The sequence below is a fragment of the Pedobacter borealis DSM 19626 genome, from assembly GCF_000708285.2.
In the GTDB taxonomy this organism is placed as follows: Bacteria; Bacteroidota; Bacteroidia; order Sphingobacteriales; family Sphingobacteriaceae; genus Pedobacter; species Pedobacter borealis.
Window position 1 is genome coordinate 1 of sequence record NZ_JAUG01000071.1, and the last position, 12,954, is coordinate 12,954.

Sequence of the window (12,954 nt, forward strand, 5' to 3'; positions counted from 1 at the left end):
AAAGAAAAATTTTCAGCCGGCATTTTTTGTTTCTTTTTCATGCCAAAAAGAAAGAGCCCTTTGGCGGCGGCGAGCTGAGGCAAGAATGAGCCTCTGGGCAAAAGAAATCAATTAAACGTCACTCATATTGATTTTTATAAAATAAATTACCCCTCGAAATGACGACCTTTTCAGATATCAATGTAATTGTTATTCAAATAATTTCTCCTAAATACCATCCAAGCCACAATAAGATTCAACGGAATAAGGATTAATCCGAAGCCAAACATGATAAATACATAAAAAAGGAAAAACAGGCTAAAAACCCATATCAAAAATCCTTTAATCTGTATTGCATTTAACAAAAGCAGGCTTCTAAATAACAGAATCGCAGAAAAGGTAAATGCGATTAACCCAAACGATGTTAAAACACCAAAGTTGGTAAATATCCAACAGATTTCGGGTAGTAATAAAACGAGATAGTTTAAACAAAAACTAAAAAATACTTTTTCTTTAGTAAAAGGAAAATTTGGCAAGAAAGACAAGTATCTATTATTAAAAACCTTCTCCTGATAAATGAGCACCACATGTGCCACAATAATACAGGAGGTAACGAGCATCAATAATCTTGAATCATCTTTAAGATCAGCAAAAACTACCAACACACTCGAAATCAGCACCCACGAAAGCAGTTTGGTGAGCGCATAAGCCAATTTCGCCTGATTGAAAACCTGAAAACTATATAACAAAAAAACAGGTTTGCTCCATTTTCTGCTAACCCGGAGTAACCAATTTGGCTTGTTAGCTTCTATTAAACGGTTACTTTCTTTAAGGTATATATAAGCGCCTGCTAAAACGAGAAGCAATTGAAAAAATAAAATCCCGATAGAAATAAGATAATATCCAAATACAATTCCAATGCTTATGGCGTATAACGTATAACACAATACAGGTATAAATATGCAGGCCTGCACTACACACCAGGCCATAAACTGCTGTTTTTTGGTTGACGAGGTGAAACTATAATACAGAAACTCTTGCTGGGGCAAAACAAGTTGATTTAAGACGTATTTTAAGCTTTTGTAAGCATATAATGAGCTACCTATAAGATAGAAAATCATCATTAGTGGATTACTCACCAAACTAATGGTAAAGAAAAACTGCCAGAAATCAATCTGGTCGGGCCGAACAGTGCCCAAAGTATTAATAAACAAACAGTAACTGATCAACATCACAAAGATGAATACCAACATAGCTGCATGGGTACGGTAAAAACCATCAACAAATATTTTCTTTAAGGCAGGGTTTGAAAGCAACGACATTAAAAATTCAGTATTATTTTTTTATCTTGAATATTGATCTGTTTAAGTCCAGGCAGTTTTAACTCATCTAATGGCTGATGTGAGGACAGTAAAAAACTGATTTTCTCATTTTGGTACTTTTCATTAATCCAGCGGTATAATATCTCCAAAGATTCTACATCGATCGTATTTAAAGGCTCGTCTAATAAGATCAATTTAGGTTGTCCTAAAAAAGCCAAAACCAACGACAACTTTTTTAACATGCCACTAGAATATGAACCCAATGGATTATGAATGTAAGGCTCCATACCCATTTCAGCAATTAAGATCTTTGCTTGATCAGAAACAGCCCCCTTGGCTTTAGCGAAAAGATCAACCATTTCAAATCCGGTCAAAAATTCGGGGTACAGTGGTTCGGCCTCGGCAAAATTTACAAGCTTTCTATAGGAAACGCCGTGATCTTTTAAATAAATAGTACTTAATGCTATATCACCTTCGAAAGACAATATTCCTGCAATTGCTTTCAAGAGGGTACTTTTCCCTGAGCCGTTATTTCCTTTTATCCAAAAAATACCTTCGGGAATTTTAATATTATCTATCTTTAAAACAAGATGATTGAAGTAAGATTTTTCAAATTGATTGAAGTGTAACATAAAAGCATTTTGTTTCTGACTTTAATTTTAATGAAAAGTTACAAGGCACATTCATCTTGATAAAATCATACACAATGCAATTAATTTTACGCCCTTACCAACCAAGTGATGTTGAAAGTTTGGTTAAACATGCCAACAATTTCAATATTTCGAAATATTTAACCAATAAATTCCCTTTTCCTTATGAGAAAAAAGATGGCGAGGCTTTTATTCAACTCGCACTGAGTCATGATCCCTTACAAATCAAGGCCATTGTGTTAAACGATGAAGTAATTGGATCGATTGGTGTGCATCAACTGGCCGATATTTACAGCAAAAGTGCAGAAATAGGTTATTGGATTGCTGAGGATTTTTGGGGCAAAGGCATTGTTCCGCTTGCCATAAAAGAAATGCTTAAATATGGTTTCGAAACATTTGATATTGAAAGAATTTTCGCACGGACTACACATACGAACCTGGCCTCCCAGCAGGTTTTAAAGAAATCGGGCTTTATTTTCGAGGCTGCGCTAAAAGGTACTATTTTTAAAAATGGCGAATATTTTGATGAATTGATTTTTGGATTTAGGAAACATCAGCTGAGCAAAGGACAGAATTAAAACATTTTGTTAAACTCGAAGCTTATTGCGTAAATTCGTACAAACCAAAAACAACAAAGCAATGAAATTATCGATCAAATCAGTAATGCTGTTTGTTGCACTTTTAGGTGCAGCAGATTTCGCAAATGCCCAGGGAGCCAAGTTTCCACAAGCGAGTAGCGGACAAACCATTATCCAGGATTTTGGATTAGGCAAAATAACTCTAACCTACTCTCGTCCGAATGTTAAAGGCCGCAAAATTTTTGGCGGTATGGAGCCAATGGGCGTAGTTTGGCGTAACGGGGCAAATGCGGCTACACGCATTAAATTTACCGATGCCGTTAAAATTGAAGGCAAAGATCTGCCTGCTGGCGAATATGGCCTGTTCAGCATCCCAGGCAAAAATGAGTGGACGGTTATTTTTAGCAAGACGCCCGATCAATGGGGTGCTTACGCATATAAGGAAAGTGATGATGTGCTTCGTGTAAAAGTAAAAACAACAGCTTTAAAAGATAAAGTAGAAACCCTTAGTATGCAATTTTCGGCTGTTAGCGAAACTTCGGCGCAGTTAAATATGATGTGGGAGAATAGTGCTTATTCAATCAATATCACAACTTCTATTGACGAGAAAGTAATGGCAAATATTGCTGAAGCAATGAAGGGCGAAAAGAAACCTTACTTTAATTCGGCATTGTATTATTATCAAAATGGAAAAGATTTAAAAACAGCTTTAGAATGGATGACGGAAGCAGAAAAATCAGATCCTAAAGCACCCTGGTTTAAATTATGGAAAGGCCGTATCCAATTAAAAATGGGCGATAAAGCGGGAGCATCAGCTACTGCACAACAAGGCATAGATGCTGCAAAGGCACAAAAGATTGATGAATATGTACGCCTCAATTCTGAACTTTTGGCGCAAGCTAAAAAATAAAGAGATTTTATTTCGGTCGGTGTGACACCGACCGATAGCATATCTTAATCAGATCTGGCTTACCTCCTAAGAATTACAGAACCTAAGTAATTTAAACACGATTGAAATGGAAAGCCCGGAACGAGGAACGAGTGAGGACTTGAAATGAAAAGCGGGACCAGCCCCAACCGAAGTACCACAGCAACTGCTTTTCAAATTAATATAAATATTCTTATCCTCAAATGAGCTGTGAACTTAAACATGAGTTTAATGACCAATATTAACTTAAAATTAACTGCTGATTAACTTGAACAGCTATCGTAACATTAACCCTTAAAACGCTTTATTTATTTAAAAATAATACTAACTTTGATGTTGCGCTTAGTAATTGTACTTTATACACTAAGCAGGTTAAAAAATCAATAAAAAATCAAATAAAAATGAGCATAATCGTTAATGTCCATGCCAGACAAATTCTCGATTCGAGAGGCAATCCAACAGTAGAAGTAGAAGTTGTAACAGAAGCAGGTGCTTTTGGCCGTGCAGCTGTACCAAGCGGTGCATCTACTGGACAATATGAGGCTGTTGAATTACGTGATGGAGATAAATCTACATATTTAGGTAAAGGCGTTTTAAAAGCCGTAGAAAATGTAAATACTAAAATTGCTGATGCATTAAGAGGTATTGATGTTTTTGAGCAAAATACAATTGATAAAATCATGTTAGACCTGGATGGTACCGAAAACAAAGGTAACTTAGGTGCTAACGCAATTTTAGGTGTTTCTTTGGCTGCTGCTAAAGCTGCTGCTGATGAAATCGGTCAACCATTATACCGTTACATTGGTGGTGTTAACGCCAACACTTTACCAATTCCGATGATGAACATCATTAACGGTGGTTCACACTCTGATGCGCCTATTGCTTTCCAGGAATTTATGATTATGCCTGTTGGCGCACCTTCTTTCTCTGAGGCTTTACGTTGGGGAACTGAAGTTTTCCATAGCTTGAAAAAAATTCTTCACGATAGAGGTTTATCTACTGCAGTAGGTGACGAAGGTGGTTTTGCACCAACTTTTGATGGTACTGAAGATGCAATTGAAACGGTATTAAAAGCAATTGAAACTGCTGGTTACAAACCAGGTTCTCAAATCTGTTTAGCTTTAGACTGTGCATCATCTGAGTTTTACAAAGATGGCAAATACGACTATACTAAATTTGAAGGCGCTACTGGAGTAATTCGTTCTAGCGAAGAGCAGGCACAATATTTAGCTGATCTTTCTGCAAAATATCCAATTATCTCTATTGAAGATGGTATGGATGAAAACGACTGGACTGGCTGGAAAAGCTTAACCGATAAAATTGGCGACCATGTTCAATTGGTTGGTGATGATTTATTTGTAACTAACGTAACCCGTTTACAACGTGGTATTGATGAGGCTACTGCTAACTCAATCCTGGTAAAAGTAAACCAGATCGGTTCTTTAACTGAAACCATCAATGCGGTAACTTTAGCACAAAACAATGGCTATACTTCGGTAATGAGTCACCGTTCTGGCGAAACTGAAGATGTTACGATTGCTGATTTAGCTGTTGCATTAAACTGCGGACAGATTAAAACTGGTTCTGCATCACGTTCTGACAGGATTGCAAAATACAATCAATTATTACGTATTGAAGAAGAATTAGGTGAAAACGCTCGTTTCATCGGTTCAAAATTCAAATACGCTAAGAAATAATGTATAGTATTGGGTTTAAACCCAAGGCTATAGTGTTAACAAGTTGAAAAACTTATTTGTAAAACATCCGGAGATTTTAAATCTTCGGATGTTTTTATTTTAATACTATATTTGTTTGTTGGATTTGGGCTTACTCAAATCTCACATCTAAAATCTCATATCAATATATGAAACGTTTAATAGATCTTTTCCGAAATAAATATTTCCTTGCTACTGTCGCTTTTGCGATGTGGATGCTATTTTTCGACAAAAACGATATGATGTCGCAATACGAGTACCGCAGTCAGGCCAATAAACTGCAGGAAGAAAAAGAATATTTCGAGAAAGAAACCGCCCAGGTTAAAAAAGATTTAAACGAACTGAATACCAATCTGAATACGGCTGAAAAATTTGCCCGCGAAAAATACTTCATGAAAAAAGATAATGAAGATGTTTTTGTGATTATCCAGGAAGAGAAAAAGGATTAGTGCTCAGTTGGCAGTGCTCAGTTAACAGGTTGAGGTTAGCAATTTCAACAATAGAACAATCCATTTCCAGTTAACCGATTAACCAATTCAAACAGTTAACCTATCTAATGCTTCACATCCTCTACATTATCGCCATAACTGCTGAAGCCATGACCGCCGCACTTTCTGCAGGCAGACGTGATATGGATTGGGTTGGTGTTTGTATTATTGCCTGGGTTACGGCGTTAGGTGGCGGAACGGTTAGAAATGTATTATTTGGCCATTACCCAATGAGCTGGGTAGAACATCCTGAATATTTGATAATTACTGCAGTAGCAGCCTTACTTGCAGCTTTTATTGCCTCGATTATGACTAAACTCAAAAAGCTTTTCCTTTATCTTGATGCTTTAGGTTTGGTGGTTTTCACGATTATCGGCTGCCAGGTTGCACAGGAAATCCATCTACCCCATTTAATTGTACTTTTTAGCGGAATGATTACTGGTTGTGCCGGTGGGGTACTTCGAGATGTACTCTGCAATGAAGTTCCATTTCTTTTTAGAAAAGAGATTTATGCCAGCGCAGCGATAGTTACCGGCGCAGTTTATATCGGTATAGAGCATTTTCATGGAAGCGAGATGCTGGCTACTATTTTCGCAGCTGTAGTTGGATTAACCCTAAGATTACTTTCTATCCGCTTCGAATGGCACATGCCTAAGTTTGTTTACCGTGATGAATGGCATTGATTCAGTTGGGAGTTTTCAATTCGGAGTTGAGAGTTTCTTTCGTGGTGTCAGATGTTACCACCTGGCATTTTCAAATTATTTGAACACCATTCATTATTCTCCAATTTAAGGATTATTTCCGTGGTGTCAGATGTTACCATCTGACACTTTCAAAATTATTCAAAAAGAGAGTTTAACCTCACTTTATATATTCACTCCACAGTCAGATGGTAACATCTGACTGCACAGCTATCAACGGATACAATCAATCAAAAATATTTCTATTTCCGTGGTGTCAGATGTTACCATCTGACACTTTCAAAATTATTCAAAAAGAGAAGTTTAACCTCACTTTATATATTCACTCCACAGTCAGATGGTAACATCTGACTGCACAGCTATCAACGGATACAATCAATCAAAAATATTTCTATAATCAATTATTTAACAACATTATCCGGAGTACCTAAGTAAAAAGCAGCACTGCTGTATCTATAATTTTCGGGATACTCACTCAAATTCCAATGAGATTGCAACGGGTTCTGATGAATATATTCCAATTTAATTTCAAGAAGCTCTTTGTTACCAATCCAGACATCATCAAACCTATCCTCCCAAACTTTAAAAACCTGCTTATCATTTTCAATCCTTATCAAATTTAGCATTGAATTCTTGCTAGATTCCAGGTATTTTCGAATCTCAAAAGCGCAAAACTTCTTCAAATCGCGCATACTATCCGATAATTTATTTTCATCGTTGAAATAGAATAAGACATGAAAGTGATTAGGCATGATTACATAACCAAGAATTGAAATCTTATATTTTAATTAAATGTTTATAACAGCTCGTGGTCACGAAAAAACACTTTTCTTCAAGAAATAAACTTCTGTTTCTTAATCCCATGTAATCTTTTCGTGGTGTCAGGTGTTACCACCTGACATTTTCAAATTAAATTGAATACTGTGGTTTACTCAATTTCAAAACAATCTATCAGTCAGATGGTAACATCTGACTGCACACCCAACTCCAAACTTAAAGTTCTCCGTTCCTTTTTCTTAAAAACCACTCTACTCCCAGCAAAATCAAAATTAAACCAAACAGCCATTTCATGCTAATCAATTCATCATATTTACGGTCTTCGTAGCTGATGGTTTTAATATTTTCGTTTTTGGTAATCTCATCGGCTATTTTAAGCAGGTTTTCGGGCATAAACAGTTTACCATTACTTTGTTTTGAAATGGTATTTAAAAGCTGGTGATTAGCTGTTGTTTGCTGAAATTCTGCAATCAACGCATTTACATAGAAACTACCTGTAGCCGTGAATTTCTTTCCACCCAGCGCTGTATTGGCGAGATAAGAATAATTCCCTGCAGGCATGGTTCCTGCATCTAGCTGATAAGCATTTTCGGTTTTAGAAAAAATATAATTAAATACTTTGCCCGCTTCGTTTTTAACCTGTAGATTAACTTCCGATTCGTTTACAGGCTGATAGCTATCGTTATAAAGGGTGCCGTTAAACTGGATAGTTTCATTTTCATCATAAGCAGACTTTGAAGTAAACACCTTAAACCTTCTCTTATCATCTTTAACAGATAGGTATTGAACCATTTTTGAAATTAGATCGCTTAAAACCGATTGATTGCTTTCATTTTCAGCTTCTGAAAGTTTCCATCTCCATAGCCCCTCTCCCATCAAATAACCTATCTTTAAGCCATTTTCATTGGCAAAGAACAACAATGGCTGTTGTGTGCTTACTTTGCCGATACGCTGATTAAAAACAGGTATTGCGCCAGCATTTACGGTTAACCTTCCAAACGGACTTAACAAAGGATCGAAAGATGAAAACTGCTTCTTGTCATCTTCCGTAAGATTGAAGCTTGTAAATCCATTGGCAAAATCGGCATACACTTCCTGAATGGAACCATTTGCAGCACCTAAGTTGACCTGATTTTGCATTTGATTAAAAGCACTTATATTGCTCTGTGCGCCCAAAATGTACCAGATCGGTTTCTTTAATCCAGTTAATTTCTTTAAAAAAGCTGATGAAATATTCTGCAAATCAGGCAATTGATACAATACGATTAGATCGAATTTAGACGGATCTGTTGTATTTAAGTCATCAGCAAGTGCAAGTTTAGCCTCGTAATGTTTATTGAGCGAAATAGCTTCTTTTAATACGCCTAAATCAGGGTGTGGTGCCACCGCAGCAAGTAATACTTTCTGCCTGCCATCAATAACTTCGACATAAAAAGTTTGAATATTATTCCGGGTAGTAATTTCATTTTTCAATGCCCCGAGCTGAACGGTATATTTCTGAACACCAATTTTACCCGCATGAATCTTAACCGGGATCGTTTTAACAAAGGAACTTCCATTAATCGAAATATTTTGCTGTTCTACCTTAGCACCATTTTGGTTAACCGTTAAAGAAGTACTTTCGCCATCACTTTGAAAAGCTTGAACCTGAACTTCGATCGTAAAATCGTCATCCAGGTACACGATATTATTGTAATTTACGTTCGAAATTAAAACATCGCGCTTTGGGATACTATCACCCAAGGCAATGGTATAAACCGGGGCATTAATCTGATTTACGCTGTACAGCGGATTTCCACCGTGATTAAAAATACCATCGGTGGCTAAAATAATGGCGCCAACATTTCTGTTTGTATACTCATCTTTAACTTTCTGAAAAAAGGCCGAGGCATCTGTTAATTTTCCCTGATTTTTAAAATCGAAACCCTCTGCAACCTGATCGCCAAAGTGAAGCGTTTTTACCTCATACTTGTCTGATAATTTATCCTGTAAAGCTTTAAGGTTATTTTCGTATAATTTTTGGTCGAAACCAACTGCCTTAACCTGACCTACGGAAAGAGAATTATCTTGTCCGATAATGATTACGGGTTTATCTAAAGTATAATTTAATGTTTTGATGAGCGGTGCAAATATTAGCCACGCAATGGTAGTCACTACGATAATCCGTAATGCTGTTAAACCATACTGAAGCTTTTTATCCAAATTTTTGTTGCCGCGATACAGCAACCAGGCATACAACGCGCCTAACGCCAAGCAACCGAGAAAAAACAAAATAGATGTACCCGAAAAAAAACTGTTCATAATTCATAAAGATGGTAATTTTAGGGAAATTTTAAAGATGGTAATTTTAGGGAAATTTTCAAGATTATTGTCCATAAAGAATTTATGCGAGGGTTAAAATACAACTTCATTTAACCATCGAGTTCACTGAGTTTTACACTGAGGATCACAGATTACCTAAACCGTTTTTAAGCACCCAACTCTGTGTACTTCGTGCCTTTTCTCGGTGACCTTTGTGGTAAAAAAAGAGAACGCTATGCGCTCTGTGGTTAAATCCCTATTTTTAAACCAAATCAAAATTTATGAAATTAATCTGTTTAACGTTTCTACTATCTCTAAGCCTTATGGTAAATGCCCAAAATAATTTTAAAGCCACTCAAATTAAATTCGAAAGAGTAGAAAAGGCCTACAATGAAAAATGGGAAACATTGAGAAAATTTGTTCTGGCAGGTGGCTATGGTGATCAGTTTTCGATGTTGATCAATGCCTATAAAACGGAAGGCAAACTAGAGGTTTGGTTAAAGAATAATTTGGCTAAAACCTATTCGTTGTTTAGAACTTACGATTTCTGTGCACATTCTGGCACCATTGGCCCAAAAGTGATTGAAGGAGATGGGCAAACACCGGAAGGTTTTTATTACATTAACGTTTTTAACCCGATGAGTAATTTTCATCTATCATTAGGCGTGAATTATCCAAACGCTGCAGATTATGCCCGAACTGGAAAGGGCAGAAAACCCGGAAGCGATATTTACATCCATGGTAATTGTGTAACCGTAGGCTGCATTCCTTTAACCGACGAAAAAATTAAAGAAGTTTATATTTTAGGGGTTGAGGCCAGAAATGCAGGCCAGGAAAAGATTCCCGTTAACATTTATCCTTTTAAAATGACAGATGGAAATATGAAGAAATATATTGCACAATTTCCTACACAGGCCAGTTTTTGGAAATCATTGCAGCTAGGGTATTCAGCTTTTGAGAAAAATAAAAACCAAGCTAATGTAAGTGAGGTAAAAGGGAAATATGTTGTGAAATAGTTTGAAGGTTAAAAGCTGGAAAGCAGAAATGTTCTGTTTTTAAAAAGGTAAAAGCTAAAAGGCGTAAGGTTTAGGGTTATTACCCGCCTTACGCCTTTACTATTTTATGGTTTTGGAAAAAAAACCTCTACCTTAAACCCTCAATCCTTCTACCTCCTACAGCATCCCGCCGCAAACAGATAAAGTTTGGCCAGTTACGTAAGCGCTCATATCTGAGGCTAAGAACACGCAAACATTGGCAATATCTTCAGTTTCTCCGGCACGTTTTAAGGGAATATCTTTTTCCCACCCTTCAACAACTTTCGGATCAAGAATATCTGTCATCTCGGTACGGATAAAGCCCGGTGCAACTACGTTGGCACGGATATTTCTCGAACCTAATTCTTTAGCAATTGATTTGGTAAAACCGATGATACCAGCTTTAGATGCAGCATAATTTGCTTGTCCGGCATTACCTGTAGTACCCACAATAGACCCCATATTGATAAAAACACCTTTACGGGCTTTCATCATTACTTTAGAAGCTGCTTTGGTTACGTTGAAAATCGATTTTAGGTTAATATTGATCACATCATCCCAGTTTTCTTCGCTCATACGCATCAATAAACCATCTTTGGTAATACCCGCATTGTTTACCACGATATCAATGGTACCAAACTCGGCTACGATATCGCTGATCAATTGCTCAGCTTCAGCAAATTTAGAAGCATCAGAACGATAACCTTTAACCTTTGTTCCAAAGCTTTGTAATTCTTGCTCTAAAGCTTCACCTTTTTCTACTGATGATAAATATGTAAAAGCTACATTAGCGCCTTGTTCGGCAAATTTTTCAGCTATTTTACGGCCGATTCCTTTCGATGCGCCTGTAATTAATGCTGTTTTTCCTTCTAATAATTTCATTTGTTATTTTTATTGTTTGTCAGTCTGAGCCTGTCGAAGACCGAACATGTTATTTATTTTTATAGTTTGATAATCTTACAATTTCATTCCAGTTTTCTTCGAATAAAGCTTCTTTTTTCTTTCTACTCCAGCCCTTAACTTGCTTTTCAAAATCGATTGCATCTTCTATTTGATCAAATCTTTGATAATACCTTAATAGAAAAGGTCGTCTTGAAAAAGTATAAGCAAAAACATTTTCGCCATCATTATGCTGAGAAAGTCTAGCCTCTAAATCATTAGTAACTCCTACATAATAACTTTTATCGGAGCACTCCAAGATATAGACAAAATAGTTATGAACTCTTGCCATAGAATATTTCTTAGCAGCTTAAAGTTACAAAAAAATCTTTCTCTAGGATATCATGTTGAATTTACCGAAACACTTTAAAAAGTCCTTCGACAGGCTCAGGATGACAATCACGCAAATTTGACTAAAGACTCAGGACTAAACAGCTGGTTCCTGCTGACTCAAACAATGAAAACTTCCCAATCCCCAAATAATATCAACCGAATTGATACCAATCACTTTCCGGTCAGGAAAACAGCCTTGAATAATAGCTAAAGCTTTTTGATCGTTTACATCATCAAAAATTGGCACAATTACAGCCGCATTAGCAATGTAAAAATTTGCATAAGATGCTGGTAAACGAGTATCTTCATGAATAACCGGCGATGGCATAGGCAATTGAACAATATTCAATGATCTGCCATCTTTTAGCTTCATGGCTTTTAAGGCCTCTAGATTCTCTTGTAATAAGATATAATTTTCATCCAGCGGATTGCTTTCTACAACTGTTAAAACCGTATCCTCGTTTACAAAACGCGTAATATCATCAATGTGACCGTCTGTATCATCGCCAACAATTCCATCCCCCAACCATAATACCTGATCTTGACCATAATACTCAAGCAAATATTGCTCAATCTGCGCTTTGGTTAAATGCGGGTTGCGGTTTTCGTTCAATAAACAAGCAGTAGTGGTTAAAACTGCTCCAGCGCCATTAAATTCTACTGAACCTCCTTCCATCACAATATCTGGAGTAAACAAAGGTAAATCGAAATGTTTGGCAATTTTTGTCGGAACCACATCATCCAGGTCAAACGGAGGATATTTTCCACCCCAAGCGTTGTATCCCCAATCTACAACAGCTTTTTCATTTCCTTTCAGCAAAAATGCAGGACCGTGATCGCGGCACCAGGCATCGTTGGTTTCATTAAAATAAAATTCGATCTGGCTTAAATCGGCACCCACTTTTGTTAATTCAGAAACAGCAAAAGCTTTCATTTCTTCATCCTTAACATTAATACGCACTTTCTCGCCTTCCGCAATAGCTTTAATAAACTGGCAATATGGCGTATAAATAGTTTCGATTTTCCCAGGCCAGCTCTCCTCTTTATGCGGCCAGCTTAACCAGGTTGCCTCATGTTTTACCCACTCGGCAGGGAAAGCATAACCTTGTTGTTTCGGTGAATAATCGAATTGATTGATATTTAAATCTTTTCTTGGAGGAAAGTTTGACATAGTTTTTAAAGTCCGAAAGTCGGGTGTCCGAAGTCGGA

The 12,954-nt window shown here is 36.8% G+C and carries 13 protein-coding genes; 6 read left to right on the forward strand and 7 right to left on the reverse strand.

Translation table 11 applies throughout. The annotated features are described in order from the left end of the window. Nucleotides 1-170 precede the first annotated feature (170 nt). Nucleotides 171-1,301: a hypothetical protein gene (locus AW17_RS16925; RefSeq protein WP_029278424.1), complete on the reverse strand. Its 1,131-nt coding sequence runs from the start codon at nt 1,299-1,301 to the stop codon at nt 171-173. Continuing rightward, the gene (locus AW17_RS16930; protein WP_029278426.1) at nt 1,301-1,933 is read right to left on the reverse strand and encodes an ABC transporter ATP-binding protein; all 633 of its coding nucleotides are present in this window, start codon (nt 1,931-1,933) and stop codon (nt 1,301-1,303) included. Before AW17_RS16930 ends, AW17_RS16925 begins: the two co-directional genes overlap by 1 nt. Nucleotides 1,934-2,007: 74 nt before the next feature. On the opposite strand from AW17_RS16930, the gene AW17_RS16935 reads away from it, so the two are divergent. The 5 genes from AW17_RS16935 to AW17_RS16955 all read left to right on the forward strand — a co-directional run bounded on the left by AW17_RS16935 (nt 2,008) and on the right by AW17_RS16955 (nt 6,343). Beyond that, the gene (locus AW17_RS16935; RefSeq protein WP_036670266.1) at nt 2,008-2,529 is read left to right on the forward strand and encodes a GNAT family N-acetyltransferase; all 522 of its coding nucleotides are present in this window, start codon (nt 2,008-2,010) and stop codon (nt 2,527-2,529) included. Nucleotides 2,530-2,590: 61 nt separating this feature from the next. Continuing rightward, nucleotides 2,591-3,439: a DUF2911 domain-containing protein gene (locus tag AW17_RS16940; protein WP_029278430.1), complete on the forward strand. Its 849-nt coding sequence runs from the start codon at nt 2,591-2,593 to the stop codon at nt 3,437-3,439. A gap of 419 nt (nt 3,440-3,858) precedes the next feature. Beyond that, a complete protein-coding gene (gene eno / locus AW17_RS16945) occupies nt 3,859-5,154 on the forward strand; it encodes a phosphopyruvate hydratase (protein ID WP_029278432.1) in 1,296 nt (431 codons plus the stop codon). Nucleotides 5,155-5,321: 167 nt separating this feature from the next. After that, the gene (locus tag AW17_RS16950) at nt 5,322-5,621 is read left to right on the forward strand and encodes an FtsB family cell division protein (RefSeq protein WP_025145767.1); all 300 of its coding nucleotides are present in this window, start codon (nt 5,322-5,324) and stop codon (nt 5,619-5,621) included. Between the two features lie 107 nt (nt 5,622-5,728). Further along, complete coding sequence (locus AW17_RS16955; protein ID WP_029278434.1) at nt 5,729-6,343, forward strand: trimeric intracellular cation channel family protein; 615 nt, start codon at nt 5,729-5,731, stop codon at nt 6,341-6,343. Nucleotides 6,344-6,762: 419 nt separating this feature from the next. On the opposite strand, the gene AW17_RS16960 is transcribed toward AW17_RS16955, so the two are convergent. After that, nucleotides 6,763-7,137, reverse strand: coding sequence for a transposase (locus tag AW17_RS16960; protein WP_280740051.1), 375 nt, complete (start codon nt 7,135-7,137; stop codon nt 6,763-6,765). A 217-nt stretch (nt 7,138-7,354) separates the two neighbouring features. Continuing rightward, nucleotides 7,355-9,439, reverse strand: coding sequence for a hypothetical protein (locus AW17_RS16965; protein WP_029278438.1), 2,085 nt, complete (start codon nt 9,437-9,439; stop codon nt 7,355-7,357). Nucleotides 9,440-9,720: 281 nt separating this feature from the next. On the opposite strand from AW17_RS16965, the gene AW17_RS16970 reads away from it, so the two are divergent. Then, nucleotides 9,721-10,455 (forward strand): L,D-transpeptidase family protein, encoded by a 735-nt coding sequence (locus AW17_RS16970; RefSeq protein ID WP_029278440.1) that lies wholly within the window; start codon nt 9,721-9,723, stop codon nt 10,453-10,455. Nucleotides 10,456-10,611: 156 nt separating this feature from the next. Here the strand turns inward: AW17_RS16970 and fabG are convergent, their stop codons facing one another. The 3 genes from fabG to AW17_RS16985 all read right to left on the reverse strand — a co-directional run bounded on the left by fabG (nt 10,612) and on the right by AW17_RS16985 (nt 12,916). After that, on the reverse strand, nt 10,612-11,355 hold the full coding sequence (gene fabG / locus AW17_RS16975; RefSeq protein WP_029278442.1) for a 3-oxoacyl-[acyl-carrier-protein] reductase: 744 nt from the start codon (nt 11,353-11,355) through the stop codon (nt 10,612-10,614). Nucleotides 11,356-11,404: 49 nt separating this feature from the next. Beyond that, nucleotides 11,405-11,704 (reverse strand): GIY-YIG nuclease family protein, encoded by a 300-nt coding sequence (locus tag AW17_RS16980; RefSeq protein WP_029278444.1) that lies wholly within the window; start codon nt 11,702-11,704, stop codon nt 11,405-11,407. Nucleotides 11,705-11,839: 135 nt separating this feature from the next. After that, nucleotides 11,840-12,916 (reverse strand): agmatine deiminase family protein, encoded by a 1,077-nt coding sequence (locus tag AW17_RS16985; RefSeq protein ID WP_051691913.1) that lies wholly within the window; start codon nt 12,914-12,916, stop codon nt 11,840-11,842. Nucleotides 12,917-12,954 lie beyond the last annotated feature (38 nt).

Bases quoted from the DNA above. Each gene is read 5' to 3' on its own strand.
- AW17_RS16980 (WP_029278444.1), bottom strand. From the start codon at position 11,704: ATGGCAAGAGTTCATAACTATTTTGTCTATATCTTGGAGTGCTCCGAT.
- AW17_RS16940 (WP_029278430.1), top strand. From the start codon at position 2,591: ATGAAATTATCGATCAAATCAGTAATGCTGTTTGTTGCACTTTTAGGT.
- AW17_RS16950 (WP_025145767.1), top strand. From the start codon at position 5,322: ATGAAACGTTTAATAGATCTTTTCCGAAATAAATATTTCCTTGCTACT.
- AW17_RS16985 (WP_051691913.1), bottom strand. From the start codon at position 12,916: ATGTCAAACTTTCCTCCAAGAAAAGATTTAAATATCAATCAATTCGAT.
- AW17_RS16970 (WP_029278440.1), top strand. From the start codon at position 9,721: ATGAAATTAATCTGTTTAACGTTTCTACTATCTCTAAGCCTTATGGTA.
- fabG (WP_029278442.1), bottom strand. From the start codon at position 11,355: ATGAAATTATTAGAAGGAAAAACAGCATTAATTACAGGCGCATCGAAA.
- AW17_RS16955 (WP_029278434.1), top strand. From the start codon at position 5,729: ATGCTTCACATCCTCTACATTATCGCCATAACTGCTGAAGCCATGACC.
- AW17_RS16925 (WP_029278424.1), bottom strand. From the start codon at position 1,301: ATGTCGTTGCTTTCAAACCCTGCCTTAAAGAAAATATTTGTTGATGGT.
- eno (WP_029278432.1), top strand. From the start codon at position 3,859: ATGAGCATAATCGTTAATGTCCATGCCAGACAAATTCTCGATTCGAGA.
- AW17_RS16965 (WP_029278438.1), bottom strand. From the start codon at position 9,439: ATGAACAGTTTTTTTTCGGGTACATCTATTTTGTTTTTTCTCGGTTGC.
- AW17_RS16935 (WP_036670266.1), top strand. From the start codon at position 2,008: ATGCAATTAATTTTACGCCCTTACCAACCAAGTGATGTTGAAAGTTTG.
- AW17_RS16930 (WP_029278426.1), bottom strand. From the start codon at position 1,933: ATGTTACACTTCAATCAATTTGAAAAATCTTACTTCAATCATCTTGTT.